Origin of the sequence: Limosilactobacillus urinaemulieris, assembly GCF_932750685.1 — a bacterium.
Classification (GTDB): Bacteria; Bacillota; Bacilli; order Lactobacillales; family Lactobacillaceae; genus Limosilactobacillus; species Limosilactobacillus urinaemulieris.
In genome coordinates this window covers 1-25,889 of sequence record NZ_CAKOBX010000001.1, presented here as the reverse complement: position 1 = coordinate 25,889, position 25,889 = coordinate 1, and the positions used below count along the sequence as shown (strand labels likewise).

31 protein-coding genes and 1 rRNA gene are annotated in these 25,889 nt (G+C 38.8%); 29 read left to right on the top strand and 3 right to left on the bottom strand.

Going from position 1 to position 25,889, the window contains the following annotated elements; translation table 11 throughout:
- Positions 1–144 precede the first annotated feature (144 nt).
- The 7 genes from alaS (at position 145) to trxA (ending at position 7,527) form a co-directional block, all read left to right on the top strand.
- Complete coding sequence (alaS, locus tag MR181_RS00160) at positions 145–2,799, top strand: alanine--tRNA ligase (protein ID WP_242333562.1); 2,655 nt, start codon at positions 145–147, stop codon at positions 2,797–2,799.
- A gap of 210 nt (positions 2,800–3,009) precedes the next feature.
- Complete coding sequence (locus MR181_RS00155) at positions 3,010–3,255, top strand: IreB family regulatory phosphoprotein (protein WP_102169422.1); 246 nt, start codon at positions 3,010–3,012, stop codon at positions 3,253–3,255.
- The gene (ruvX, locus tag MR181_RS00150; RefSeq protein WP_242333558.1) at positions 3,252–3,695 is read left to right on the top strand and encodes a Holliday junction resolvase RuvX; all 444 of its coding nucleotides are present in this window, start codon (positions 3,252–3,254) and stop codon (positions 3,693–3,695) included. The genes MR181_RS00155 and ruvX overlap by 4 nt, the downstream gene beginning before the upstream one ends.
- A gap of 11 nt (positions 3,696–3,706) precedes the next feature.
- Entirely contained in the window at positions 3,707–4,006 is a 300-nt protein-coding gene (locus MR181_RS00145) for a DUF1292 domain-containing protein (RefSeq protein WP_003717735.1), read from the top strand.
- Positions 4,007–4,204: 198 nt separating this feature from the next.
- Positions 4,205–4,732 carry a CvpA family protein gene (locus MR181_RS00140; RefSeq protein WP_242333555.1) on the top strand — a complete coding sequence of 176 codons (528 nt, stop codon included), beginning with the start codon at positions 4,205–4,207 and terminating at the stop codon, positions 4,730–4,732.
- 13 nt (positions 4,733–4,745) lie between these two features.
- Positions 4,746–7,124, top strand: a complete 2,379-nt coding sequence (locus MR181_RS00135) for an endonuclease MutS2 (RefSeq protein ID WP_242333553.1) — start codon at positions 4,746–4,748, stop codon at positions 7,122–7,124.
- Positions 7,125–7,209: 85 nt separating this feature from the next.
- Positions 7,210–7,527, top strand: a complete 318-nt coding sequence (gene trxA, locus MR181_RS00130) for a thioredoxin (RefSeq protein WP_242333550.1) — start codon at positions 7,210–7,212, stop codon at positions 7,525–7,527.
- A gap of 150 nt (positions 7,528–7,677) precedes the next feature.
- On the opposite strand, the gene MR181_RS00125 is transcribed toward trxA, so the two are convergent.
- Complete coding sequence (locus MR181_RS00125; RefSeq protein ID WP_242333547.1) at positions 7,678–8,190, bottom strand: DUF2507 domain-containing protein; 513 nt, start codon at positions 8,188–8,190, stop codon at positions 7,678–7,680.
- A 143-nt stretch (positions 8,191–8,333) separates the two neighbouring features.
- On the opposite strand from MR181_RS00125, the gene murI reads away from it, so the two are divergent.
- The 4 genes from murI to cbpB are packed head-to-tail and all read left to right on the top strand — an operon-like array spanning position 8,334 to position 10,750.
- Entirely contained in the window at positions 8,334–9,134 is an 801-nt protein-coding gene (gene murI / locus MR181_RS00120) for a glutamate racemase (protein WP_242333544.1), read from the top strand.
- Positions 9,134–9,730 (top strand): XTP/dITP diphosphatase, encoded by a 597-nt coding sequence (locus tag MR181_RS00115; protein WP_242333540.1) that lies wholly within the window; start codon positions 9,134–9,136, stop codon positions 9,728–9,730. Before murI ends, MR181_RS00115 begins: the two co-directional genes overlap by 1 nt.
- Positions 9,730–10,251, top strand: a complete 522-nt coding sequence (locus MR181_RS00110) for a metallophosphoesterase (RefSeq protein ID WP_242333537.1) — start codon at positions 9,730–9,732, stop codon at positions 10,249–10,251. The genes MR181_RS00115 and MR181_RS00110 overlap by 1 nt, the downstream gene beginning before the upstream one ends.
- Before the next feature lie 31 nt (positions 10,252–10,282).
- Positions 10,283–10,750 carry a cyclic-di-AMP-binding protein CbpB gene (cbpB, locus tag MR181_RS00105; protein ID WP_242333534.1) on the top strand — a complete coding sequence of 156 codons (468 nt, stop codon included), beginning with the start codon at positions 10,283–10,285 and terminating at the stop codon, positions 10,748–10,750.
- Positions 10,751–10,849: 99 nt separating this feature from the next.
- Here cbpB and MR181_RS00100 read toward each other — a convergent pair whose 3' ends face one another.
- Positions 10,850–11,719, bottom strand: coding sequence for a mechanosensitive ion channel family protein (locus MR181_RS00100; RefSeq protein ID WP_191910835.1), 870 nt, complete (start codon positions 11,717–11,719; stop codon positions 10,850–10,852).
- Between the two features lie 130 nt (positions 11,720–11,849).
- On the opposite strand from MR181_RS00100, the gene MR181_RS00095 reads away from it, so the two are divergent.
- The 17 genes from MR181_RS00095 (at position 11,850) to MR181_RS00015 (ending at position 24,466) form a co-directional block, all read left to right on the top strand.
- A complete protein-coding gene (locus MR181_RS00095; protein ID WP_191910834.1) occupies positions 11,850–12,281 on the top strand; it encodes a DUF948 domain-containing protein in 432 nt (143 codons plus the stop codon).
- Positions 12,281–12,736: a hypothetical protein gene (locus tag MR181_RS00090; protein WP_191910833.1), complete on the top strand. Its 456-nt coding sequence runs from the start codon at positions 12,281–12,283 to the stop codon at positions 12,734–12,736. The genes MR181_RS00095 and MR181_RS00090 overlap by 1 nt, the downstream gene beginning before the upstream one ends.
- Positions 12,737–12,969: 233 nt before the next feature.
- The gene (gene ccpA / locus MR181_RS00085; protein ID WP_191910832.1) at positions 12,970–13,977 is read left to right on the top strand and encodes a catabolite control protein A; all 1,008 of its coding nucleotides are present in this window, start codon (positions 12,970–12,972) and stop codon (positions 13,975–13,977) included.
- 7 nt (positions 13,978–13,984) lie between these two features.
- Entirely contained in the window at positions 13,985–14,821 is an 837-nt protein-coding gene (locus tag MR181_RS00080; RefSeq protein ID WP_242333531.1) for a hypothetical protein, read from the top strand.
- A 72-nt stretch (positions 14,822–14,893) separates the two neighbouring features.
- Complete coding sequence (locus tag MR181_RS00075) at positions 14,894–15,631, top strand: YebC/PmpR family DNA-binding transcriptional regulator (RefSeq protein ID WP_191337258.1); 738 nt, start codon at positions 14,894–14,896, stop codon at positions 15,629–15,631.
- A 179-nt stretch (positions 15,632–15,810) separates the two neighbouring features.
- Positions 15,811–16,788, top strand: a complete 978-nt coding sequence (gene comGA / locus MR181_RS00070; protein WP_242333528.1) for a competence type IV pilus ATPase ComGA — start codon at positions 15,811–15,813, stop codon at positions 16,786–16,788.
- On the top strand, positions 16,766–17,776 hold the full coding sequence (comGB, locus tag MR181_RS00065) for a competence type IV pilus assembly protein ComGB (protein WP_277956472.1): 1,011 nt from the start codon (positions 16,766–16,768) through the stop codon (positions 17,774–17,776). Before comGA ends, comGB begins: the two co-directional genes overlap by 23 nt.
- The gene (gene comGC, locus MR181_RS00060) at positions 17,776–18,078 is read left to right on the top strand and encodes a competence type IV pilus major pilin ComGC (protein ID WP_003717752.1); all 303 of its coding nucleotides are present in this window, start codon (positions 17,776–17,778) and stop codon (positions 18,076–18,078) included. Before comGB ends, comGC begins: the two co-directional genes overlap by 1 nt.
- Positions 18,075–18,506 carry a type II secretion system protein gene (locus MR181_RS00055; protein ID WP_191911301.1) on the top strand — a complete coding sequence of 144 codons (432 nt, stop codon included), beginning with the start codon at positions 18,075–18,077 and terminating at the stop codon, positions 18,504–18,506. Before comGC ends, MR181_RS00055 begins: the two co-directional genes overlap by 4 nt.
- A complete protein-coding gene (locus tag MR181_RS00050; RefSeq protein WP_191911300.1) occupies positions 18,493–18,783 on the top strand; it encodes a type II secretion system protein in 291 nt (96 codons plus the stop codon). Before MR181_RS00055 ends, MR181_RS00050 begins: the two co-directional genes overlap by 14 nt.
- The gene (locus MR181_RS00045; protein WP_242333522.1) at positions 18,780–19,250 is read left to right on the top strand and encodes a prepilin-type N-terminal cleavage/methylation domain-containing protein; all 471 of its coding nucleotides are present in this window, start codon (positions 18,780–18,782) and stop codon (positions 19,248–19,250) included. The genes MR181_RS00050 and MR181_RS00045 overlap by 4 nt, the downstream gene beginning before the upstream one ends.
- A gap of 289 nt (positions 19,251–19,539) precedes the next feature.
- Positions 19,540–20,553 carry a class I SAM-dependent methyltransferase gene (locus MR181_RS00040; RefSeq protein ID WP_340139454.1) on the top strand — a complete coding sequence of 338 codons (1,014 nt, stop codon included), beginning with the start codon at positions 19,540–19,542 and terminating at the stop codon, positions 20,551–20,553.
- Between the two features lie 15 nt (positions 20,554–20,568).
- The gene (locus MR181_RS00035; protein WP_242333519.1) at positions 20,569–21,768 is read left to right on the top strand and encodes an acetate/propionate family kinase; all 1,200 of its coding nucleotides are present in this window, start codon (positions 20,569–20,571) and stop codon (positions 21,766–21,768) included.
- An 85-nt stretch (positions 21,769–21,853) separates the two neighbouring features.
- Positions 21,854–22,465, top strand: a complete 612-nt coding sequence (locus MR181_RS00030; RefSeq protein WP_191911297.1) for a metallophosphoesterase — start codon at positions 21,854–21,856, stop codon at positions 22,463–22,465.
- A gap of 57 nt (positions 22,466–22,522) precedes the next feature.
- A complete protein-coding gene (locus tag MR181_RS00025; protein ID WP_191911296.1) occupies positions 22,523–23,074 on the top strand; it encodes a YutD family protein in 552 nt (183 codons plus the stop codon).
- Entirely contained in the window at positions 23,064–23,843 is a 780-nt protein-coding gene (locus MR181_RS00020; protein WP_242333516.1) for a TIGR01457 family HAD-type hydrolase, read from the top strand. Before MR181_RS00025 ends, MR181_RS00020 begins: the two co-directional genes overlap by 11 nt.
- Entirely contained in the window at positions 23,840–24,466 is a 627-nt protein-coding gene (locus MR181_RS00015; protein WP_242333513.1) for a TIGR01906 family membrane protein, read from the top strand. Before MR181_RS00020 ends, MR181_RS00015 begins: the two co-directional genes overlap by 4 nt.
- Here the strand turns inward: MR181_RS00015 and MR181_RS00010 are convergent.
- On the bottom strand, positions 24,440–25,081 hold the full coding sequence (locus tag MR181_RS00010) for a VTT domain-containing protein (protein ID WP_242333956.1): 642 nt from the start codon (positions 25,079–25,081) through the stop codon (positions 24,440–24,442). The genes MR181_RS00015 and MR181_RS00010 overlap by 27 nt on opposite strands.
- 508 nt (positions 25,082–25,589) lie before the next feature.
- Between MR181_RS00010 and MR181_RS00005 the strand changes: the two genes are divergently transcribed.
- Positions 25,590–25,889: ribosomal RNA gene (locus MR181_RS00005) — 16S ribosomal RNA — on the top strand; the annotation flags it as partial.

The following is a 25,889-nucleotide window of genomic DNA, read 5'->3' as shown; positions in this document are numbered from 1 at the left end:
CCATTCAAAAAATTTAATATTAAACTTACTTTTAGGTAAGAAATAAGAGGTTAACGAAATCCATCGTTGCAATCAGAGTGGTACCGCGTCTGTTCGGCGTCTCTGAAAGCAGGGATGGATTTTGTTTTTTGAAAGGGAGATATTATGAAGCAGTTAAAAAAGCTGAACAGTGCCCAAGTACGACGGATGTACTTGAAGTTCTTTGAAGAACATGGTCATAAGATTATGCCAAGTGCTTCCCTTGTGCCAGTTAATGATCCAACCTTATTATGGATTAACTCTGGCGTTGCGACGATGAAGAAGTACTTTGATGGTAAGGTTGTTCCTGAAAATCCACGAATGACTAGTTCACAAAAGAGTATTCGGACTAATGATATTGAAAACGTTGGGAAGACCGCTCGGCACCATACGATGTTTGAAATGCTTGGTAACTTTTCAGTTGGTGATTATTTCAAGAATGAAGTTATTCCGTGGGCCTGGGAATTACTAACAAGTGATGACTGGTTTGGCTTTGACCCAGAACGGCTTTATATTACATACTACCCAAAGGATCATGATGCTTATAATAAGTGGCGTGAAGTTGGTGTTGCAAAGGATCACCTTATTCCTGATGAGGACAACTTCTGGGATATTGGTCAGGGTCCTTCTGGTCCAGATACCGAAATCTTCTATGATCGTGGTCAAGAATTTAATAATTTGGCCGACGACGATCCGGAAAATTATCCAGGTGGCGAAAATGAACGATACCTTGAAATTTGGAACATCGTGTTCAGTCAGTTTAACCACACTCCTGAAGATACCTATGAACCACTTCCGCACAAGAACATCGATACCGGGATGGGACTTGAACGGGTTGTTTCGATTTTTGAAAATGCGCCAACTAACTTTGAAACCGACCTCTTTATGCCATTGATCAAGCAAACCGAAGAGTTTAGTGGTAGTAAAAAGTATGGCGAAAGCAAGGAAGATGATATTCAATTCAAGATCATTGCTGATCATATTCGGACCATTACCTTTGCTATCGGTGATGGTGCACTTCCTTCGAATGTTGGTCGAGGCTATGTTATTCGTCGGCTTCTTCGGCGAGCAGTTGTTGCCGGAAAGAAGCTGGGAATTGACGAACCATTCCTTGCTAAAATGGTTCCAACTGTTGGTAAGATTATGGAAGATTACTATCCAGATGTATTAGAAAATGCTGACTACATTGCATCAGTAATCAAGTCTGAAGAGGATCGTTTCAGCGCAACGTTAAATGGCGGTCTAAACCTTTTAAACAACGTGATTGCAAATGCTAAGAAGGATGGCAGCAATGAAATTGACGGACGAACCGCCTTCAAACTTTATGATACCTATGGCTTCCCAATTGAACTTACTAAGGAATATGCCAGTGATGAGGGCTTGATGGTTGATGAAGATGGATTCCAAGCTGCAATGACTGAACAGCAGAATCGGGCACGGAACGCTCGTGATATGGATAACGGAATGGGTGTTCAAACAGATCTCTGGACAGACTTCAAAGAGGCTAGTCGTTATGTTGGTTACACCGACTTAACTGTTGACGATGCTAAGGTAATTGGTTTGGCTCATGATGGCGAACAGGCTGATGATGCCCAACCTGGTGATGAGAATATTGAAGTTATCTTTGATGTAACCCCGTTCTATGCTGAGATGGGTGGCCAAGTTGCTGATACTGGTGACATTATTGATAATTACGGAAAGAAGGTTGGTCGGGTTGTTGATGTTCAACATGCTCCTAACCAACAAAATCTTCACCGCGTTGAATTAAATGCCTCATTGAAAAAGGGTGCCCGTTACAAATTAGTTGTTGACCGGATTCGTCATTTAAAGATTGAAAAGAACCATACTGCTACGCACCTGCTTGATCAAGCATTGCGGAATGTTCTTGGTGGTCATACTCAACAAGCCGGTTCACTAGTTGAAGAGCATTACCTTCGTTTTGACTTTAACCACTTTGGCCAAGTTACTGCTAAGGATTTAAAGGCAGTTGAACAAATGGTTAATGAACAAATTTGGAAGGAAATTCCGGTTAAGACTGTTGAAACCGATATTGATTCCGCTAAGGAAATGGGAGCGATCGCCCTCTTCTCTGATAAGTATGGCGATAAGGTTCGGGTTGTTAAGATTGGTGATTACAACACTGAATTCTGTGGTGGTGACCACGTTAAGAATACAAACGAACTTGGTCTTTTTAAGATCGTTTCTGAAGGAGGAGTTGGTGCTGGAGTACGGCGAATTGAGGCGGTAACTTCAAGTGATGCCTTTAACTTCCTTCAAGATCGGGATGATCTTCTTAATAAAGTGGCTACTGATTTGAAGGTTGCCCAAATTAAGGAAGTTCCTCACCAAGTTGAAGCTTTACAAAGTGACCTTAAGGAATCACAAAAGCAAAGCACTGCACTTCAAGCTAAAATTGCTGCCCAACAAGCTAACAATGTCTTTGAAAATGTTCAGAAGACGGCTAATGGTAGTTTAATTGCTGCTGAAGTTCAGGTAGCAGGGATGGGTCAACTTCGTCAATTAGCTGATAGTTGGCGAGCAAAGAGCCTGTCAGACGTTCTTGTTTTGGGAACCGCTAATGATGGTAAAGCTAATTTATTAGTTGCTGTTAGTGATGACAAGGTTAAGGATGGCTTAAAGGCCGGTGATTTAATTAAGGCAATTGCTCCTGCCATTAACGGGGGCGGTGGTGGACGACCAAACCTTGCACAAGCAGGTGGGAAGAAGCCAGAAGGAATCCAAGATGCTCTTAAGCAAGCAGCTGATTACTTGAATAATTAAATAAATAACTGAAGCCTTCACTAATTCCTTGTTAATGAACGGTGGTTAACTTTAGAAGAGAGCGACCATTAAGAAGTCATTTATGACTTTGGGTGGTTGCTCCCTTTATTTTTCAAGCGAGTGAATTGTGATTTACCAATGATTATAGTAAAATTGAACTATGAATAGTCACTGGAGGTGACAAGTGTGTCAGGGAATAATGATAAGACGATGTTTTTTGATTTTGGTCAAAATGGTCAAGAAGATATCAAACAAACATTAAAAACTGTTTATGAAGCACTAGAAGAAAAGGGGTATAATCCCATTAACCAAATTGTTGGGTACCTTCTTTCAGGTGATCCGGCTTATATTCCACGGTTAAATGATGCGCGGAACCTTATTCGTCAGCATGAACGTGATGAAATTATTGAGGAGTTAGTGCGGTCATATCTTAAAAACAATGGGGAAACCAAATGAGGTTATTAGGATTAGATGTTGGTTCAAAAACTGTTGGAATTGCGGTTAGCGATCCTCTCGGCTGGACCGCTCAGGCAGTTGAAATTATCCCTATTAATGAGGATGAAGAAATCTTCGGAATTGATCGGGTTGCTGAAATCGTTAAGCAAAAGCAAATTGCAGGATTTGTTGTTGGATTGCCGAAAAATATGAATAATACGGAGGGCCCCCGTGTCGAGGCATCACATTATTATGGCGAATTGCTTAAGAAGCGCTTCCCGTCGATTCCGGTTGATTTTCAGGATGAACGGTTAACAACTGTAGAAGCTCACCGGATGTTGGTTGAAGAGGCTGATATTTCGCGGGCTAAGCAGAAGAAGGTAATTGATGAGGTCGCTGCCACCTTTATTTTGCAAAGTTACTTAGATCGTCACGGCAAACTTGTCCAAGTATTGAAATGAGGTAAAAATTAATGAGTAAGCAACAAAATACAGATGACCAAATGATCACCCTAGTTGATGAGAACGGTAATGAACAGCTTTTTAAAGAGTTATTTACGTTTGATTCAGATGATTGGGGAAAATCATATATTTTTATTTATCCAGCTGAACAAGAAAATGACGATTCAGTAGATATTCAAGCCTATATTATTGCTGATAACCAAGATGGTGATGGTGAAGACTTGGTACCGATTGAAGATGATAAAGAATGGGATATGGTTGAAGAAGTTTTAAATACCTTCTTGGATAATGATGGAAACTTTAAGGCTTAAAGCTAACTGTATTCTATAAAAGGCTGGGTAGTAACCTAGTCTTTTTTCGATCTTAAATATACTAAACATTGACCTTGCTAAGAGAGGAAGAAGTAGAAGCGTGACAGTCACTGTTCATGGCTTCGTTTTTTATCTCTGGAATAGAAGAGGTATCATATAGTGCTTGGGCTCTTTTTGCTTTTGATGGGGGATTGACGATTGGTTCTTTCAACAATTATTTTATTACTACTAATAGTTAGCGTTATTCGTGGCTATCGGAATGGCTTATTATCAATGATTATTACGGGACTAACATTCGTTATTAGTTACTTTGGTGCTAAATTTTTAGCACCAGTAATTGGGGACTGGTTGACGAACTTTTTTCCTGAAATTAATCATGGAACGACAATTTCGGGAGAAGCCCTTGCGAGTTTAAACCTGAGCCAATTCTTTTATCGGGGAATCGCTTTTACTAGCTGCTTTGTTATTTTGATGATAGTTATTCGTCTCTTGTTACGACGGCTAAAATGGTTCGCAAAATTACCGATTTTAGGAACCATTGATCGCTGGATTGGTGCAATATTAGATTTTATTATTTGTTATGTAATTATCTTTGTCTTACTAATGGTCTTCCAATTGTGTCCTGTTGGTTGGTGGCAAGTTCAGTTAGCTAATTCGGAAATTGCTCAACTAATAATTAAGGAGACACCATTTTTGACGCAGACGCTTATTAATTTTTTAGGTTAGAAAGGAAAGAAAAGTGGATCAAAAAACAATTTCAACAATGGAATTTGATCAGGTTAAGCATGAACTAGGACGTTATCTGGTCTCAGCTGCTGGTAAACGCGAGTTATCAACATTAACACCATCAGCTGACCATGATCAAATTCAATATTGGTTAGATGAAACAACCGATGGCGCTGATATTTTACGGTTAACAGGGGGCATTCCTATTCCAAAATTAAAGAATATTCAGCCTCAGTTAAAACGATTACGAATCAATGCTAATTTAAACGGAACCGAGCTTGCGCAAATTACTAAGGTTCTTCAGACTAGTATGAGTGTCAAAAACTTTTTTACTGAATTTAAGGAACAGCAAAAAATTGAATTACGAGTAATTAATGAATCTGTTCAACAACTAATAACAATTCCAACAATTACTAAACGGTTAATTCAATCAATCGATCCTGATGGTCGGGTTACAGACGAAGCCTCAACCAAACTTCATGGAATTCGGCAATTAATTAGCAAGACTGAAGCAGAGATTCATCAGCGGATGGAGCGATTTACTCAGGGAAAAAATGCCAAGTACTTGAGTGATGCGATTGTAACTGTCCGTAATGATCGATATGTTGTCCCGGTATTAGCACGTTACAGGAACAAGTTTGGCGGTGTTGTTCATGACCAGAGTGCTAGTGGACAAACATTGTATATTGAACCGGCTGCAGTTGTTGAGTACAATAACCGTCTGCGTCAGGCTCAAATAGAGGAAAAACAGGCTATTTTAGAAGTGTTAGCAGAGTTATCAGCTCTTATTTCCCCATACCGAAGCGAAATTGCTGCGAATGCAAAGATTTTGGGACACCTCGACTTTATCAATGCTAAAGCTCGTTTTGCCCGCGATCATAAGGATAGTTTGCCATTACTCAGTACTGATAATAAGGTGATTATTCGTCAGGCGCGGCATCCCTTAATTGATCCACAAAAGGTTGTTGCTAATGATATTAAAATTGGGGACGAATACCAGTCAATTGTGATTACCGGACCAAACACTGGTGGGAAGACGATTACCCTTAAAACTTTTGGCTTAATTCAAATGATGGGGCAGGCGGGGTTATTTATTCCAGCTCAGGAAGGAAGTACGATTGCGGTCTTTGATAATATTTATGCAGATATCGGTGATGAGCAATCGCTTGAACAAAATCTGAGTACTTTTTCCGGTCATATGGAGAATGTGAAATCAATACTTGAAAGAATTACTAGTCGAAGCTTAGTTCTTCTTGATGAATTAGGTGCCGGAACTGATCCTAAAGAAGGTGCCGCTCTCGCAATGTCAATTCTTGACTACATTGCAAGTAAGGGCAGTACCGTGGTGATCACTACTCACTATCCAGAGTTAAAGGTTTATGGCTATGATCGTCCAGGAACGGTTAATGCTAGTATGGAATTTGATCAGGAAACTCTTAAGCCAACCTATCACCTTCTTTTAGGAATTCCTGGGCGTTCAAACGGAATTGAAATTGCTCAGCGGCTAGGAATTAATCAGATCGTTATTGAGGAATCTAAGTCCCTAGTGAGTGAGGACAGTCAGGATCTTAACCAAATGATTGGGGAGTTAGTTGAACAACGGAAAGCTGCTCGTGAAGAAAAGGAACGGTTAGAGAAATTATTAGTTGCTAACCGCGAAAAGCAAGCTGATTTAACAAATAAGTTAGATCGGTTTAATGAACAACGAGATTCGCTATTGGCGAAAGCACGGAATGAAGCTAACCATGAAGTGTCAATGGCTAAGAAGAAGGCTGACAGGATTATTCATCACCTGCGTCAGTTAGAAATTAGTCAAGGCGGAAACGTTAAGGAAAATGAATTAATTGATGCACAAGGAGCGTTGAATGCCCTCCACCGTGAAGATCCGCGTTTGAAGAGGAATACAGTTTTACGCAGGGCAAAAGAGAAGCACGACCTTCACGTTGGGGATGCGGTTCTTGTTAAATCCTATGGTCAACAGGGAGAATTACTGTCGAAACGTGGTAAGCATAAGTGGGAAGTTCAAATTGGAATTCTCCGGATGGAAATTGATGAGAATGATCTTGAAAAAATCAGTCATAAGCAGTTACGAAAAGAAGAACGTGCAAAGGAAAAGGTCAGTTCTGGAGTTAGAACAACCCAAACTCGACAAACTAGTGCGCGGTTAGATCTTCGCGGTCATCGTTATGAGCAGGCAATGAGCGAATTATCCGCCTTTATCGATCACGCATTACTGAATAACCTTTCGAGTGTAACAATCATTCACGGTAAGGGAACTGGTGCTTTACGAAAGGGAACCCAGGAATATCTTCGGTCTAATCCGCGAGTAAAATCGTTTGATTATGCAGCACCAAATAACGGCGGTGATGGAGCAACAATCGTTAATTTATAAATACTTCTAAAAAGTAAGCATATTATCTGACAAGATTGGCAGACTTTGATACACTATGGGTAAATCAATCGAGGAGGAATTTAATATGACTGTTAAAGTAACAACGGATCAAACCTTTGAACAAGATACTTCTACTGGTGTAAGTTTAACTGATTTTTGGGCAACTTGGTGTGGCCCTTGTCGGATGCAGTCACCAGTAATTGAAAACTTATCAGAAGAAATGCCAAATGTTCACTTTACAAAGATGGATGTTGACCAAAACCGTCAGGTACCTCAAGAGTTTCAAATCATGAGTATCCCAACCTTACTGATTAAGAAGGATGGTAAGGTAGTGGATAAAGTAGTGGGTTATCACTCAAAGGAACAATTGAAGCAATTGCTTGAACAATATGAGAATGCTTAAGCTAAGCATTGATTAAAGAAGTCGCTGGTTACGATCTAAACTGGGCTATTCGAACCTTTATGGTGAGGTTTAGTAAATCAGGGGACATAGCTAACGAAAACCGGCTGAGAAAAACATTTTGCTTTTTCTCAGCCGGTTTTTTGTTAGCTCTTAATTATCCTGCTTCTTGTCATTTGCGGATCGACGGTTATGAAGATCAAGGAACGTTATTAACTCCGTTTGTTCACTATCAGCTTTATTTTGCGGATCATTTTTAACCTCGATGAAGATACAGTCCTTTTTTCGCTCACTAAGTTCAGCTTCAGCAACGGTCATTAGTTGAAACTCAATTTCTTGGGCGATGAATCCAATTTCAAGACCAAAGGATGTTTGTTCGCCATTTTGCTTGATCCGTTCTTGAACAATGGGACCGCTTAGTTTCCATTGTTGACTAGTAGTGGTTTTCTTTTGCAGTGATAGTTCACCGAATCCCAATTGTCTGGTGATTAGTTGCAGATCCTCAAGCGAGCCAACGGGAAATTGTCTGGCGACATCTTTTCCAATCCAGTAAAGCATTTCATCGGTTTCTTTACCAAGAATTGCGGGGAGAATAACATCGCGAAGACTTCCGTTCATTAGTCCCCTGTGACTATTTAGCAGTGAATCATATAACTTTTGGCTCATTGATTAATACTCCTTTTGAAGAATCAATACTATTATACTGAATAATTAAGGAAAAGACGGTGATTTTACTCGAAAACTTGCAAAAGATTTGAGAAAATTAAATAATATAGTTTCAAGGATTTCTAAAGAATGAGGTGCATAAAATGGATAATCGACCAATCGGGGTAATGGATTCAGGCTTAGGGGGGCTTTCCGTTGTCCGGGTCATTCAACGAGAACTTCCCAATGAATCTGTTATTTTTGTTGGGGATGAGGGGCATTTCCCTTACGGTACTAAATCACAAGAACTTGTCCGCCAACTAGTTTTAAGAATTGGCCGTTTTTTAGCAGCACAGCCGGTAAAATTAATGGTAATTGCCTGTAATACCGCTACGGCAGCTGCTTTATCAACCGTCCAAAAGGAACTGCCAATTCCAGTTATTGGTGTAATTAACCCTGGGGCGACCGCTGCAATTGAAAGTAATTCAAGACGAATTGGCGTTATCGCAACTGAGTCGACTACTAAGGATGGTGCCTATGTGCGTGAATTACAAAAGCTTGATTCTCAAGTTAAAGTGATTAGTAAGGCAACCCAACCGTTAGTAGCGATTGTTGAGCATGGTAAGACTGGAACCAGAGAAGCACAGCAAATAGTAGATCAACAATTAGCATCCTTTGATCAGGAACCAGTGGATGCGTTAATCTTAGGGTGTACTCATTTCCCGTTTCTTGCCAATGAGATTAGGCAAAAGATGGGGAACAAAGTAAAGTTAATCGATCCAGCACTAGAAACGGTTAACCAAGTCAAAAAATTATTGACCACTGAACACCTATTAGCACAGCATCCCGCTAGTTATCAGCTCTATTCTACTGGTGACCGCAATGATTTAATTGCTGGTGCAGATAAGTGGTTACATGGTCATTATGATAGTTGTAATAATTTGGATTTAGAAGGAGCAAATTAATGGATTCTCTAGTAATCGCAACTAAAAACCAAGGGAAAGCACGTGAATATCGTGAAATGTTTGCTCCCTATAATATTGATGTGAAGACACTGGCTGATTTTTCGGTACCGATTAAGATCAATGAGAATGGGGCAACCTTTTTAGAAAATGCCACAATTAAGGCACAAACCGTAATGGCAAAGTTGAACGTTCCTGTAATGGCAGATGATTCCGGATTAGTGGTTGATGCGCTGAATGGTGCTCCAGGAGTTCATTCAGCACGTTATGCTGGTGATCATGATGATCAAGCAAATAATAAAAAGTTGCTTTGTGAATTAGCAGGAGTACCTACTATGAAGCGGACAGCTCATTTCCATACTACGATTGTTGCTTTAAAACCAGATGGTGCTAAGTTAGTTGCTAATGGTCGAGTTGATGGGCGAATATTAACAAGTCCTCGTGGCAAAAATGGCTTTGGGTATGATCCATTATTCTATGTCGAAAAATTTGACTGCTCGATGGCAGAATTAACTGCTGAACAAAAAAATTCAATTAGTCATCGTGGGCAAGCACTAGAAGAATTTCTTCAACATTTTGCAGAATGGTGGAATAAATAATGAAGGCATTAATTGTTAGCGATAATCATGGCGACCAAAAAATCTTGAAGGAGATTCAGGATGAGTTCGCTACGCAGGTCGATGTTTTGATCCATTGTGGTGATTCAGAATTGCCAAATGATTCTGTCGAGATGACTCATTTTCAGGCGGTTAAGGGAAATAATGATTGGGGCTTAAATTACCCTCCGCAGCTAACTTTGACGGTTGAGGACACTAAATTCCTAGTTGTTCATGGTGATCATGATCAGGTTAATTATTCATTAACACCATTAATGCTTAAAGCCCAATCACTTGGTGCGCAAGTAGTTTGTTATGGTCATACTCACCAATTAGCAGTCTCAATGGATGCAGGGATCCTTTTTATCAATCCTGGGAGCATTAGTCTTCCCCGTGGTGAATACTCACGAATTGGGGGAACATTTGCACTTGTAGAGATTACAAAGAAGCAATTTATTGTTGATTACTATAACCGGAATTGTTCACCAATTTCTGAACTACATTTTGAATTTAATCGCTCTTAAAATTAATTAAAAATGAAGGGTGGACTAATTAATGATTGAAGAACATCTCCAAAAATTACTGCTTCAGCGCCGCAAAAAATTTATGATTCCTGCTAGTTTAGTAGCAACGGTGAATGTTAACAACAGTCTTGATCATGCATTCTTAGTATTGACGAAAGATCGGTATGCTAAAATTATCGTTGTTGATAATGAAAATCATTATCGTGGGCAGCTTTCTTTAGCAATGATTACTGATCGGCTGTTGGAAACGGAGCAAATTAACGTTAATAAGTTGAATGAACTAACGGTTGCTGATGTGATGCAAACCAATACGCCTGTAATTCAGGATCCGTTTGATGTCGAAGAGAATCTTCGTTTAATGATTGATCAGTCATTCTTGGCGGTTGTCGATCGTCAGGACCAGTTTTGTGGGATTGTGACACGGCGAGAATTACTAAAAGCAGTTAGTTATACTTTGCATGAATTCGGGAAAGACTATAAAGTTATACCGAAAAAATAGTAATATTCGGGATGAAAAGAGAAAACAAGCTTCAAAAGGTTGGTAAATCCGGACCTTTGAAGCTTGTTTTGTATTGCATCGTTACTGTTACTTAATTTTTTAACTATTTTGACTTGGACTAGACTCATTATCCCAGCCTAGCGGAATTTTATCTTTTCGTAATGCCTTTAAGTAGTCTGAAAGGAAGCGGCTAGCAATTTTATCCTGAACGCCATTTTGCGTGGTAATTGTAACACGAAAGACTAGTTGACCACCGACATTAACGGGGCCAACAATTACTGGTGTAGAACGGAGCTCAGGGATGGTGGCCACCAACTTTTTATTTTCTGCACTAATAATTTCAGCGATTTTTTCTAATGGTGCCTTGGCAGAGATACGAATATCAACGTTAGCGACCATGTTATTCCGTGAAAAATTTTGCACAGTTGTAATATTCCGATTGGGAATGTAGTTAAGTGTTCCATCACTACTTGTAATTTGGGTTGTCCTGAGCCCAAGTGCGGTGACTGTTCCCTTGATTGAATCAACCTTTACAACATCACCGACGTCTAGCTGCTGTTCTAAAAGGATGAAAAAGCCAGTAACCATATCACTGACAAAACCTTGGGCACCTAGTCCTAAAGCAATACTAAAGATCCCAGCTCCAGCAATTAATGTCCCGACTGGAACACCAATTTCTGATAGAATGGCGTAGAGTAGAAAAAAATAACACGTATAGCGATAGATGTTTAAGGTAAGGGCATGGATAGTAGCAACCCGGTTACTTGATTGGAGAAATTTAACGTGGTTTGATTCAACGAATAAGTGATCGATAATTAACCGTCCTAACCAGAGAAGGACGCAGAAGAGTAAAAGAGTAACTACGATTAAGAGTAATCGACTAAAAAAATGTTGTGAAATTTCATGCCATGATAAGTCAGTAAAAACTTTAGTAACCTGTTGGACTTGCTTGTTAAGCACCGAATTCATTATTTTCCTCCTTAAAAATACTTATTTTATTGTACAAGCCATTGGATCAATTGTCGAATGGGAGTTAGGTATGCTATTCTACTAATGTGGGTAGAATTATCGAGATTTCTTGATAGGAAGGGGATAAATAATGACAATTGGTGAATTAGCTGGTCTTATTGCAGCAATTGCATTCGTTATTTTGGTTGTTTTTGCTTGTATTTCACTTAGTCGAGTAAGTAAGGTTCTTAAGGAGACTAATGAATCAGTTAAAGTCTTATCAGATGATGTTGATACTTTAAGCAAAGAAACCGAAAAGCTGCTGGGAAATACTAATAGTTTGTTGGAAGATTTGAATAAGAAATCTGTTGAGCTTGATCCGGCAGTTAAAGCAGTTGCTGATGTTGGTCAGAGTGTTTCGAATGTCAACGAAGCGGTTAATAACTTTGTTGAACGTCATGAAGAACGCCAAAGTAAATTTTCTGGATTTACCAAATTGGCAACACAAGCTGTTGTCATGAGCGCATGGCGAAAAATACGTCAGCACCGACAAACAAAAAAGGCAAAGGAGATGGATGAATAATGAGTAAGAATTTATTGTTAGGAACCATCCTTGGTGGTGCCGCTACTTATGTTGTATGGAAGTGTCTATCTGATAAGCAAAAAAATAATATTAAGAAAAATGTTAATTCATATGTAAATGAAGTTGCTGATGCTTCCACTGACTATGCATTAAATGCTCTTGACATTATTGATGAAAAGCTAGCCGAACATGATGCAAGTGAAAAGTTAGATGACTTAGGTAGTCGTTTTAGTAAGACAGCAGATAAGGTTAAAAGTAAGGCAAATCACGTAGTTGATCACTTTACTAATGATGACTTCGATAAGGAAACGGCAGAAATTCGGCAGCAACTTGCTAAAAACAGCGATCCTGATATCATCATTGATGCCACAAACCAAACTAATGCATCAGCTAAACCGGATAATCAAGATTCTAAGAGTGATTCAGCTGAAGAAAGTAAAACTGATAAGGACTAATCAGTGACTTTTAATTTAACGAAGAATCAATCAACAATAAAAACGATTAAGACTGATAATATCAAAAAGTGATGTTATTGGCCTTTTTAGATCTGATAATCCTGCATCATTAACTAATTGAAAGTTAAATTTTTTTATGATAACGTTTGCCAAAAGAATATTGATCTGCTATATTAATGTGGTTATGAAAAAATATGAAAACAAATAAAAACAGTAAAGAAAGGGCTATCAATATGGAGAAACAAGCAGTTACCATTTATACTGTAGCGCGAGAAGCACGAGTCTCAATGGCTACCGTTTCACGGGTAGTAAATGGGAACCCAAATGTTAAACCGGAAACTCGTCAAAAAGTTCTTGATGTTATTAAAAAGTTAAACTATCGGCCTAATGCGGTTGCTCGTGGATTAGCTTCAAAGAAGACAACAACGGTTGGGGTAATCATTCCTAGTGTTACTAACCCATACTTTGCCGAACTTGCCTTAGGAATTGATGATATTGCAACCATGTACAAGTACAATATTATCTTGACTAATTCAGACTTTAATGATGATAAGATTTTAAAGGTTGCTCGTGGTCTACTTGCAAAACAAGTTGATGGGATTATCTTTATGGGTCATGATATGTCAGCTGAGTTACAGCAAGAATTTGCAGCTTCCAATACTCCGGTAGTTGTTGCTGGCTCTATTGTTAACGATGATAAGCTTGCAACAGTTCGGATTGACTATCAGAGTGCTGCTAAGGAGGCAACAAATTACTTGTTAGATCATAATGATGATCGAGTTGCTTTTGTTGTTAGTTCTCTTGACTATTCAATTAACTCTAAGTACCGGTTAGCTGGATATAAAGAGGCATTGGCAGAACATGGAATTCCATTTGAGTCTAAATACGTGATCGAGACAAATGGTGATTATAATCGCGCCTATCAACAAGCTGATCACTTAATGGAACAGGGGATTAAGGCTGCTTACGTTAGTGATGACGATCTAGCTGCTGGCCTCCTAAATGGCTTGACTGATAATGGTGTTAATGTTCCCGATGACTTTGAAATTGTTACTTCGAACGATACAACATATGCCAAGATTACTCGGCCAACCTTAACCTCAATCACACAACCCCTTTACGACATTGGTGCAATTTCAATGCGACTCTTAACGAAGATGATGGATGGCGAGGTTAGCGACACTGACGATGTAATTCTTGATCACGGAATTATTGAACGACAATCCACACGACGGGGTTAATAAGATCGTGGAAACGCGAAGTGCAATTCGTCGTAAACAGCAACCAAAAACGCTAAACAATGGTTTGGAACAGCCACATCGTCATCCGCTAGTGATTGTTTGGGGAACAATTTTAGTTGTTTTATTAATGATCGCGTTAATTTTAAACCAAACATTCCTGAATGCACGATTCATTAACCACGAAATTTCTCGCTCGAACTTATCGTCAACGTTAATGGAAACTGTTAATAGTAACCTATCGCAGTATGGAATATCAACTACAGCTTTATCTGATAAAGAGGCGAATAAACTGGTTACTCAAGCTGTTGATCAGGTTTATTCTGGGAAAGAAATTAACCTTAACTTGCAACCGGTAATAAATAATGTTGATAATTCAGCTTCACAAATGGCTGCAAGGTATGGAATATCTGCTGGGGTTACTAATTCAATGACTTCTGGTGTTAGCGGTGAAGTTGCAAGTGCGATTAATAGTCAGTTAAATACTTCACAGGTTAAGCAATTTACTAGTATGATCTCAATTGCCAAAACGGTTGATCATGTAATTGCCTTAATCTCCGCAATTGGTTTAGGATTAATGATCCTAGTTGCAGTTTTAAGGAAGTACTTTATTCGATCATTTTCGTGGGTTGGCTTGTGGAGTTCACTAATTACTTATGTTTTAATCCTTGGTCTGGGAGAAATTGTCAATCAGATTGGAAGTAACTATCCGGATTTTAGCTCCTTTACAGCTCAGTTAGGGACGGATTTCCATTCCCAAGCAATCAGTTCTTGGTTAATCCTCCTAATATTCACGATTGTTTTATTTGGTTGGCGAATAGTTAGGGGAGTCTTAAAAAGACGGTGACCTTGAATTTCAGAAGGAGATCTGCTAAAATCTACCTGTTTATCACATTAATTAAGAAAAGAGGAGTCAGTAATGTCAGGACATTCAAAATGGCATAACATTCAGGGACGGAAAAACGCCCAAGATGCTAAGCGTGGTAAGATTTTCCAAAAGATTTCACGTGACTTATACCAAGCAGCTAAAGCAGGTGACCCTGATCCAGCGAACAATGCTCAATTACGTTTGGTAATTGATAAGGCACACGCCGCTAACATGCCAAAGAAGAACATTGATCGGGCAATTGCTAAGGCTTCTGGTATCGGTGGCGCAAAGTTTGAAGAAGTTACCTATGAAGGTTACGCCCCAGGTGGTGTTGCTGTAATGGTATCTGCTTTGACTGATAACAAGAACCGGACTGCTGCTGCGGTACGTTCAGCATTTACCCATGCGGGAGGTTCGCTTGGTGCTAGCGGTTCAGTTTCATACATGTTTGACCGGAAAGGATTAATTGAAGTCCTTCGTGATGGTCTTGATAAGAGTGAAGATGATATGTTAATGGATGCACTTGATGCAGGTGCAGATGACATGAAGGCAACCGACGAAAAGTTCCAAATCTTCACTGATCCAAGTAATATGACTAGTGTTCGTGATGCTTTACAAGAAAAGGGTTACGAACTGGATACTGCTGAAGTAACCATGATTCCACAAAACCGGACTGCAGTTCCAGAAGATAAGGTTAAGCAATATAACCATCTTATTGACGAGTTGACTGCTAACGATGATGTTGCGGATATCTATGAAGCCGGTCAGCTACCAGAAGATGCTGAATAGTAATAATAAAGAGATTGGTATTTCCAATCTCTTTATTAGTTTAAATAATTTTTAACTTAATATGAGTTGGAAAGTGAAAGTCGACGATCAAGATTGAGAAAGAAGCAATCTTGATCGTTTTTTCTTTAAAAAAATAGAATTTGAATTAAATTCCGTTCTTTTATATTGGAGGTGACCAAATGGAAAAATTTCAAAGACTAGTGAATAATGCGATTAAAAACCGGAGTTCTGATCTTTTCATTCTTCCTTACCAGGACCACTACCGGATTCTAACTTGCGTCCAAGGTAAGAAAAGGGTGATTGCAGAATTAACGACGGCTGAGGGACAACAGATGATAGCCTACTTTAAATATCGCGGCAATATGATTATGAGTGAACATCGCCGTCCTCAAATTGGTGCACTTAAATGGCAGGTTAGTTGTAATGAAACAATTGATCTGCGTCTATCGACCGTCGGAAATTATCAAGCGCAAGAATCAATGGTTATTCGTTTTATTTATCCGTTAAAAGATATTAATTATCGAATAAATCGACCGGAGCAGTGGAACATGATCACTAAACTAACCCAATCACGTGGCTTAATATTATTTGCAGGACCAATGGGATCAGGGAAAACAACGACAATGTATCGGTTAGCTAAGGAGCTTGCAAAGAAAGAGCTTGTGATGACGATTGAAGATCCCGTAGAAATTGAGGAAGCAGCATTTTTGCAGTTACAGGTCAATGAAAAGGCGGCAATGGGGTATCGAGAGTTGCTAAAGGTTGGTTTACGGCACCGTCCGGATAACTTTATTATTGGTGAAATTCGTGATCCGGAAACGGCAAAATTAGCGATTCAAGCGGCACTTAGTGGACACCTCGTCTTAGCAACGGTCCATGCGGCAAATGCTTATGGGGTAGTTGCTAGAATGCAACAATTAGGAGTTGAAAAATATTACCTTCACCAAGGATTAACGGGAATTTGTTACCAGAGATTGTTGCCTCTCCGTGATGGAGATGCAGTTTTATTTGATGTCTTGAGTGGAAAAGAATTATCAACAGTAATTGAAGAACAAAGAATGCGGGGGATGAGCAGTGCTTGGCGCCAACAGCTTAAAAAATTACGGGAAGAAGAGAGCATTACAGTGGCAAATTATGAGAAACTCAAAAACGGGTAAATTTAACTTTCATGCTCAAGCAGAGTGGCTGTTGTTAGTTGCTGACTTATTAAAAAGCGGTTTTTCCCTGCGTCATGCGATTGAATTTTCTGGAGTAATTTTAAAAAGACACCAATTCCTTTTTCAGGAAATTAGTTTGGCAATGCAAGATGGAAAAGCGTTTGCAGAGTGCTTAAAACCGTATATAAAGACAAATTTATATTACCAGTTACTTTTTGCAGAACAGCATGGAAGTTTAGAAGAATGTTTGCAGGAAATCGGTAAGTTAATGCTCCATCAAGAAAAGCAGCGACAAAAGTTAATGACATTATTGCAATACCCATTAATTTTATTGGGATTATTGGTTAGTTTAATGGTGACGTTAAAAATATTTGTTTTTCCCGAGCTCTCTCAATGGGGAACAGGGAATCCACAAAGCAGAGCTAATTATTATTTGTTAGAAATAATTGCTTACCTTAGCGGAGGAATATTAGCTGGAAGCTTCTTAGTAGGACTACGGTGGCTAAAACTAGACCAGTTACAAAGGATTAATACATTATGTTCATTACCGGTAATTGGTAAATGCTACCAACTGTTTTATAGCTACTATGTGGTTACTAATCTTGCAATGATGATTCGTCATGGATTAACGATTAAAGAAATTTGTGTAATTGTTAGCGAAAGTTCCGAGCAAAACTTCTTATCAATACTAGGAAATCTTACGGAAACTGCAGTTAATCAGGGACATGGATTAACGGAACCGTTTAAGCGTGCACGATTCTTACCAGAAGAACTTAAAATAATTGTGGCGAAAGGATCGACTTTATCAGATCTAGGTAGTGATTTAACGGCTTTAGCTAATATTTTGTTTACTCGTTTAACAAGCCGAATTGAGCGATTATTAGCACTTATCCAGCCAATTATTTTTAGCGTGATTGCGTTAATCATTATTGGCCTTTATTTACGACTATTGTTACCGATCTATCATTCGATGCAGGGAGTGATTTAATGTTACGAAAGCGAGAAGCATTTACGTTATTAGAAATGTCAATTGTCCTTTTTATTATTAGTTTGTTAATTTTGATCGTTTTACCTAATTTAACGGCCCAGCGAAAAAGCGCAAAAAGGATTCACCGCGATGCAATGGTTTCAGTTGTGCAAACCCAAGTTGATGAGTACGCAAATGATGGGGGCAATGAGAATGTCAGTTTAGAAGAATTAAGAGATGCCAGATACTTAACAGCTGCCCAAGTAAAGAAAGCTCACGAGCAACACATTGTAATTGTGGACGGAAAGGTTATTAAGCGGTGAAAAAAGAAGCTTTTACCATGCTTGAAACAATTATTGTTTTGATATTAACCGTTGTAATTATCACCTTTTCTTTCCCTAACTTAATGCGTAGTCGACAAGTTGTAGCGGAACACGAATTTTGGAATGATTTTCGTCAATCATGGCAAGCGGCTCAGGTTCGCTCAAAAACAAAACATACTGAAACGATGGTGACTTTTGACCCTGTAAATTATCAAATAGAATTTGATTGGCGCGAACAACGAAAGCTGGTTAAAGATAAGCTAGATATACCGGAAACCATCCTTGTTAGAAAATTTGCTGACTTTAAAATGCACGAAAATGGCTATACTAAGCCACGAACGCAGGAGTTTCAATCATCAATTAATGGACGGACATACTTAATGCGAATCCAGTTGGCTTGGGGAGGGTATCGGATTGAGGAAAAATAGGCAGCATGCATTTATCTTAGCAGACAGTTTAATTGCGTTAATGATTGTTTCCTTAGGGATTACGTTTACCTTAATTTGTCATCAGTGTCTGGTGTACCAATCTAAAAAACAATGCATTAATTTAGCAGCATATAGAATTGCGAAGGAGGCTACTGATGAATTAATAACAACTCACCGGCCGGCTTATATAAGACGTGATGAGCTTAGTGCGGTTGCTTCTGAAAAGAAGGTAATAGTATCTCTTGGTGATCAAACAATTCTAGAGGTCAGAAAATGATAAGGGAAAAGGGCTTTACTCTATTAGAATGCTTAATTGCATTGATTATTATGGCGCTGATTACTACCCTGGTCTCACTTCAGATAAGGGTTATTAAATCGACTACTGTTAAGTCGAGTGCTCAGCCTCTTGACTGGTATGTTTGCTTAACTGAGTTGGAATCTGCTGATCATCAATTTATGCTTACTCGAGTTGAACGACAAAAATTATGGTTAACAAGCCGGTATTCTGGATTAACTTATGAATTACACGCAACAGATCGGTTATACCTGAGTCGTGAAAACCATGGTGGCTATTTACTCCTTTTCGATGATATAAAACCGGGGTCAGTAATGTTTAGTGAGTTAGCTGGTTCACGAGTTGCAGTAAAAGCACAACGCAAAAATGGACAAACAATATTAGGAGTAGTGAAATTCTATGAAAAAACAAACCGTCAAAATGAGGGCGGGTTATGCAATATTAATTAGTCTAATTTTATTGATGTTTTCAACTGGAGTGGTAGTGTTTGAATTTCAGTATCAAAAACAGCAATTAACAGTTAATCGTGAATTAATGTTAAAACTACAGTATCAAATTAGAGAAAACTTAAGTAGAGCAGATGATTATACAAAGGAAAAAGTTCACAATTTCAGGAACAAATAGGCCTATTTTAGGTTAAATAGTTAAATAATGTTCGTTAGTAAAGCGTTACCTTGAATTTAATAGACAGAATCGTTAAACTTAAAGATGATTGTAATGTAATGGAGGTGACCTGCACTGTCACAGCAATCAGTTCAAAAATTATTTAAGTTATTTGATCAAGGAACGATGCTTTTACAGTCTGCATTAAATTGTTCCTATTTAGACGCAATGCTAGAGAATGCGGAGAATATTATTGATGACAATACTGTTCGGGTAGAGGATGGCGTTCCTGATAAAGAGACTCAAGAGAAACTGAAAAAGATCTACCAGCAACTAGATCTTAAAAATGTTAAAGCAGAGGCAATTCGTCAATTAATTCAGTTAAGCTTTTTGAAAGTTATTCGAAAAGATGCAATCCAAGCAAACCACCAAATGACGCCAGACACGATTGGCCTTTTGATGGCATTCTTGATTGAAAAGGTAACTCAAAACACAAGGCTTGAAACAATTTTTGATCCCGCAGTTGGGACAGCTAATTTATTAACGACTGTCATTAACCAGCTTGATAAAGACGAACATGATAACATTAAAGGCTTTGGGATTGACAATGATGATTCGATGCTTAGTGTTGCTAGTGTGAATGTTGCGTTGCAGCATGCTAATGTGGATTTATTCCATCAAGATTCTGTTGGTGCCTTGGATATTCCACAGTGTGATTTAGCAGTTAGTGATTTGCCAATAGGTTATTACCCGCTTGATAATAATACTAAGGACTATCAAACACGTGCAAAAGATGGGCATTCGTATATCCACCACCTGTTAATTGAACAATCGATGAATTATTTAAAACCAGGTAGTTTTGGCGTTTTTCTTGTTCCAAGTAGTTTATTTCAAACGAAGGAAACGGAGGGATTTGTTAAGTGGATTCATTCAGTTGCCTATCTTCAAGGATTCGTCAATTTGCCAGGTGAATTATTTGCTAACCCAGCTGCACAAAAGGCGATTTTACTATTGCAGCGTCATGGAGGAAACGGTAAACAAGCCGCTAAAGTTCTCCTTGGTGAATTTCCGTCATTTAAGGATCAAAAAAACTTTGCTCGTTTTATGCAGGAAATTAATGATTGGGTTGCAACAAATATTAAAAAATAAAGGGGACGTTATCATATGTCAAAGACAATTGCAGTTAATGCCGGAAGTTCAACGCTAAAGTTTAAGCTATTTGATATGCCAAGTGAGAATGTTGTTTCTGAAGGAACAATTGAACGAATTGGTGAAAAGATGGGACATGCTAAAATTAAGTATGGTGATGGTCAAAAGCATGAAGAAGAACGAGCCTTTGCCGATCACGGTACCGCTGTCAAGTATCTATTGGATCAATTGATCAGTCTCAAGATTGTTAAGAGTTATGATGAGATTACTGCTGTTGGTCACCGGGTTGTTGCCGGTGGTGAATACTTCAAAGATTCTGCAGTAATCACTGATGATGTAATTGCCAAGATTGATAGCTTAGCTGAGTATGCTCCATTACATGATCCTGCTGAATTAGTGGGAATTAAAGAATTTCGCAAGGTACTGCCAAATGCATTTGCAGTTGCCGTATTTGATACTTCATTCCACGTAAATATGCCAAAGAAGAATGCTCTTTATAGTGTTCCTTATGAATGGTACGAAAAGTATGGGGCACGGAAGTATGGTGCTCACGGTACTAGTCACCGTTACGTTGCTGGACGGGCTGCTGAAATGCTTGGCAAGCCACTTGAGGATCTGAAGTTGATTACGATGCATATTGGTGCAGGTGCTTCAATTACTGCTGTTAAGGATGGCAAGTCATACGATACTTCTATGGGCTTTTCACCGTTAGCGGGAATTACAATGGCAACCCGTTCAGGTGATGTGGATCCTTCCTTGGTTGAATTTATGCAAGAAAAGTTGGGGAAGACCGCACCAGAAATGATTGATATTTTGAACCATGAATCTGGGGTTAAAGGAATTTCCGGTATTTCTCCAGATATGCGTGATATTCTTGCTGCAGCTGATAAGGGTGATAAGCGTGCTCAATTGACCATTGATATTTATGTAAACCGGATTGTTCGTTATGTCGGTGCCTACATTGCAGAAATGGGTGGAGCAGATGCTATTGTCTTCACTGCCGGTGTTGGTGAAAATAGTGTTCCAATTCGGAAGATGGTTACTGATAAGCTTGCATACTTCGGAATCAAGATTGATCAGGAAAAGAATAATTGTCATGGTGTTGAACGGGATCTTTCGACGCCGGACGCCAAGATTAAGACGTTACTAATTCCAACTAACGAAGAATTAATGATTGTCCGTGATATTGAACGCTTGAAGAAGCAAAGCAAGTAATTTATTATAAAAACCGATAGTTTGGGAAGCTGTTACCCCGACTATCGGTTTATTTTTATTTAAATTTGAATAAGGGGTGAAGAGAATGCAATTTGTTACGGCTGATACTCACTTCTTAGATGAGCATTTATTAGGAATTGATGATTTCGCACCACGACCTTTTCTGACGGTTGATCAAATGGATCAATCGATTATTAAAAACTGGAATGAACGAGTTGGTGAGAACGATATTGTTTATCACCTTGGCGATATTGCGGTTTATTTTGCTAAGCCTCAGGTCAAAGCATATGAAAAGGTTTTTCAAATTCTTGACTCGTTAAATGGTCATTTGGTATTAATCAAGGGAAATCATGATAGCAGAGGATTATTTAAATTCCTGGCTAAAAACAACTACTCTTTTAACGGGAAGCCCAAGTTCGCTTTTCATGATGTTGGCGTATTATTGAAATACGATCATCGCCAATACTATCTGACCCATTACCCATTGATGTTGGGAATAGCACCACAAATTATTAATCTTCATGGTCATATTCATCATTATGCAGTTCCAGCGAAGGAAAACATTAATGTTGGGATTGATTCACCAGAATTTGATTATTTATTGCCAGAAAAGGTACCATTTGGCGCACCGCTTAGCTTTAGTCAAATTGAAAAGCTGATTAATGGCAAGACTGATGACTTTGCCAAGCGTCGTTAAGAACGTGGTATTATGATAATTAGTAATTTTAAGTTTAGAATGAAGTGAGGTGAAAAAATGAATCGCGCAAAAATTCAGGAGTATATCGATCAACGTGAAGAGCAACGGGTCGATTTATATCATTACGAGGAACAATCTGAAAATGATTTTCTCCTCAATGGTCATCAATATAAATTATTGAAAAATTATCGTGAAGGATTTGATGGCGAGCAATTAGCTAATCGTTTTAGTAATATTCTAAATAAGTATGACTATATTGTTGGTGATTGGGGGTACGATCAGTTACGCTTGAAGGGCTTTTATGATCCAGATAACCCGTTATTTCGACCTGAGCAGGGGGTTGAGACGATTGAAGACTACTTGTACGAAGATTGTAATTTTGGCTGTCCATACTTTATCGTTCGGAACTGTGATGTTCGTCTGCCTAAACGGCGTAATCGGCGGCATCGAAGAGAACATTCTCCGGCAATTAGGGAGCGACGCCGGAAACTTAATCAACCAGAGCCACGGAAGCGTCGTCACCAATCAGCAAAACGGGTTAAAGTGGGCAATCACCAACAAAAATTTATTATCCATCAACGGGTAAAGAGGAATCAAAATGAAAAATAATTATCAGGGATATTTTATCGATCTTGATGGGACAATGTATAAAGGGACTAAGAGAATCCCGGCTGCGGCAAGATTTATTAAGCGTCTTCAAGAGGCAGGGAAGCAAATTCTATTTGTAACCAATAACAGTACGAGGTCACCAGAATTCGTCGCTGATAACTTAACCACTAACCACGGCATTCATGTGAACAGCAATAACGTTTATACATCTGCTCTCGCGACTGCTGATTATTTAGATCAAATTGCGGGAGAGAAACGTCGGGTTTACGTAGTTGGTGAAAGTGGCCTACGAAATGCACTCATTAATCGTCACTTTACTATTACGGATGTATCACCAGACTATGTAGTTGTGGGATTAGACTCAAAGGTAACCTATGACAAGCTGGCAACTGCCGTTTTACTAATTCGGGCAGGAGCAACGTTTGTTGGAACCAACTCGGATAGTAATTTGCCAAATCAGCGAGGGATGGTTCCTGGGGCAGGTTCCTTAGTGAAATTAGTAGAATATGCAACCCAGAAGCAACCAATCATGATTGGTAAACCGGAAAAAATTATAATGGCGATGGCACTGAAAAAAAGTGGCCTTAATAAAGAGCAGGTTGTGATGGTTGGCGATAACTACAATACGGATATTAAAGCGGCAATTAATTTTGGAATTGATAGTTTGTTAGTATATTCAGGATTATCTACAAAATCAGAAGTCAGTAAGAAAGTCATTCAACCGACTCATCAGGTTGATAGTTTGGATGATTGGCAGGTCGAGCGATGAAAATAGGCTTTAAGAGCCTCCTGGAGGTTTTAGTATACTTTCTTGCAGCGGCTTCTATTGCAGTAATTATTACGACAAACATTTCGATTAGTTTATTGCATCCGTTTACCGTTAACGGGATAACCTGGGGAGAAATTATAAGTGATTATCGTCGTCTGTTAACCTACCTCCAGTTCCCAATAGTTAATCAATTAACCTTTCGTTATTTACCAATTAGTAATAATGCAATCGAGCATTTTTCAATGGTACGGTGCTTCTTGATAGTTAATGAAGGACTATGCCTTGCTAGTTGGGGAATAGTTATTAGCAAAATCAAACATGAAAAAAAGCGAAGCCAGCTGATAATGTTGGTTTCGCTTATTGATTATCTATGTCTTGGATTATTAATAATTAGCGGGTTAACGGCAATTGACTTTGAAAGAACGTTTATTTTGTTCCATCACTTATTATTTAGTGATAATAAGTGGATCTTTAATCCGGAGACTGACCCAATCATTATTGGGATGCCGCCAATTTTCTTTTTGAAACTATTTGGCATTTGGTTGGCAATTACTATTGTGCTTCTTAGGTGTTTGCGATTTTATAATCGGCAAAAATTATTTAGCGGTAAATTTAGATTTTAGGTAGCTGACCACTGCTGGTATTAGTGTAACAACAATGATGGCAATAATAATTACCGAGAAGTGTTCCTGAACGAATGGAAGATTGCCAAAAAAGTAACCAGCTGCACAGCAAACAGTTACCCATGAAAGACAGCCAATGATGCTGTAACGAATAAATTTCCGATAAGGGAATCCAGAACCAGCTGCTGCAAATGGAGCAAATGTTCTAATTATTGGCATATAGCGGGCAAGAATAATTGCCGGAGCTCCGTGCTTTTCAAAGAACTGTTCAGCTTTCGTAAGACTATCTTTATCGATTAACTTCCCAAACAATGAATGGTTAGACAGTCCTTTACCAATTCGGTGACCAATGTAGAAGTTTAGTGAATCACCAAGAAGACAAGCAACAAGGAAAACAAAAACAAATATCCAAATATTAAGGTGATATTGTGCGTTAGCTGCTAGAGCAGTTGCTGCAAATAGTAGTGAGTCACCAGGGAGAAATGGAAGAATCACTGCACCAGTTTCAATAAAGATGATCGCAAAGAGAATCAGGTAGGTAGAATCACCAAAATTATTTACGATCTGAATAAGGTGAGTATCAATATGTAAAACAAAATCAATTAATGTTGAAATCATTGACTAGCTCCTTTTAAAAATTCACAATACCTAGTAAGTTTATCAACCGTCGTTAACTTTGTGAAGTGCAATTTAAAGGCTTTGCCAAAGCTTAATAATGACTAAAACGGGATAGTAAAACATTTTTTAGAATTTCTGTTGACATAGTATTAAGAACAAGGTATAGTAATTAACGTTGTCTGTGAGGCAATGATTTCTATCAAATATTGATTGAAATTAGTTGTTGACTTAAACGAGACAACATGATATATTATAAAAGCTGCTTGTTAAAAAGATTAACAGCTAATTAAAATGTTAAAAATAGTTGTTGACATTCAAGACAGCATCTGATATAATAAATTTGTTAGTCAGCGCTTATCACTGACTAAGGTAGACCTTTGAAAACTGAACAAAGTTTCGACGAATCAAATGTGTAGGGTCTTCAATCATAATGATTTGAAGCAAAACATTTGCGAAGTCAATTCGCTTAATTAATTTGAATTAGAGCTATTCAAGTTCTTATATTTTATATGAGAGTTTGATCCTGGCTCAGGATGAACGCCGGCGGTGTGCCTAATACATGCAAGTCGAGCGCACTGGCCCAACTGATATGACGTGCTTGCACTGAATTGACGTTGGATTCCCAGTGAGCGGCGGACGGGTGAGTAACACGTGGGCAACCTGCCCTGAAGCGGGGGATAACATCTGGAAACAGGTGCTAATACCGCATAACAACGAAAACCACATGGTTTTCGTTTCAAAGATGGTTTCGGCTATCACTTCAGGATGGGCCCGCGGTGCATTAGCTAGTTGGTAAGGTAACGGC

Bases quoted from the DNA above. Each gene is read 5' to 3' on its own strand.
- alaS (WP_242333562.1), top strand. From the start codon at position 145: ATGAAGCAGTTAAAAAAGCTGAACAGTGCCCAAGTACGACGGATGTAC.
- MR181_RS00155 (WP_102169422.1), top strand. From the start codon at position 3,010: ATGTTTTTTGATTTTGGTCAAAATGGTCAAGAAGATATCAAACAAACA.
- ruvX (WP_242333558.1), top strand. From the start codon at position 3,252: ATGAGGTTATTAGGATTAGATGTTGGTTCAAAAACTGTTGGAATTGCG.
- MR181_RS00145 (WP_003717735.1), top strand. From the start codon at position 3,707: ATGAGTAAGCAACAAAATACAGATGACCAAATGATCACCCTAGTTGAT.
- trxA (WP_242333550.1), top strand. From the start codon at position 7,210: ATGACTGTTAAAGTAACAACGGATCAAACCTTTGAACAAGATACTTCT.
- MR181_RS00125 (WP_242333547.1), bottom strand. From the start codon at position 8,190: ATGAGCCAAAAGTTATATGATTCACTGCTAAATAGTCACAGGGGACTA.
- murI (WP_242333544.1), top strand. From the start codon at position 8,334: ATGGATAATCGACCAATCGGGGTAATGGATTCAGGCTTAGGGGGGCTT.
- MR181_RS00115 (WP_242333540.1), top strand. From the start codon at position 9,134: ATGGATTCTCTAGTAATCGCAACTAAAAACCAAGGGAAAGCACGTGAA.
- MR181_RS00110 (WP_242333537.1), top strand. From the start codon at position 9,730: ATGAAGGCATTAATTGTTAGCGATAATCATGGCGACCAAAAAATCTTG.
- cbpB (WP_242333534.1), top strand. From the start codon at position 10,283: ATGATTGAAGAACATCTCCAAAAATTACTGCTTCAGCGCCGCAAAAAA.
- MR181_RS00100 (WP_191910835.1), bottom strand. From the start codon at position 11,719: ATGAATTCGGTGCTTAACAAGCAAGTCCAACAGGTTACTAAAGTTTTT.
- MR181_RS00095 (WP_191910834.1), top strand. From the start codon at position 11,850: ATGACAATTGGTGAATTAGCTGGTCTTATTGCAGCAATTGCATTCGTT.
- MR181_RS00090 (WP_191910833.1), top strand. From the start codon at position 12,281: ATGAGTAAGAATTTATTGTTAGGAACCATCCTTGGTGGTGCCGCTACT.
- ccpA (WP_191910832.1), top strand. From the start codon at position 12,970: ATGGAGAAACAAGCAGTTACCATTTATACTGTAGCGCGAGAAGCACGA.
- MR181_RS00075 (WP_191337258.1), top strand. From the start codon at position 14,894: ATGTCAGGACATTCAAAATGGCATAACATTCAGGGACGGAAAAACGCC.
- comGA (WP_242333528.1), top strand. From the start codon at position 15,811: ATGGAAAAATTTCAAAGACTAGTGAATAATGCGATTAAAAACCGGAGT.
- comGB (WP_277956472.1), top strand. From the start codon at position 16,766: ATGAGAAACTCAAAAACGGGTAAATTTAACTTTCATGCTCAAGCAGAG.
- comGC (WP_003717752.1), top strand. From the start codon at position 17,776: ATGTTACGAAAGCGAGAAGCATTTACGTTATTAGAAATGTCAATTGTC.
- MR181_RS00045 (WP_242333522.1), top strand. From the start codon at position 18,780: ATGATAAGGGAAAAGGGCTTTACTCTATTAGAATGCTTAATTGCATTG.
- MR181_RS00035 (WP_242333519.1), top strand. From the start codon at position 20,569: ATGTCAAAGACAATTGCAGTTAATGCCGGAAGTTCAACGCTAAAGTTT.
- MR181_RS00030 (WP_191911297.1), top strand. From the start codon at position 21,854: ATGCAATTTGTTACGGCTGATACTCACTTCTTAGATGAGCATTTATTA.
- MR181_RS00025 (WP_191911296.1), top strand. From the start codon at position 22,523: ATGAATCGCGCAAAAATTCAGGAGTATATCGATCAACGTGAAGAGCAA.
- MR181_RS00020 (WP_242333516.1), top strand. From the start codon at position 23,064: ATGAAAAATAATTATCAGGGATATTTTATCGATCTTGATGGGACAATG.
- MR181_RS00015 (WP_242333513.1), top strand. From the start codon at position 23,840: ATGAAAATAGGCTTTAAGAGCCTCCTGGAGGTTTTAGTATACTTTCTT.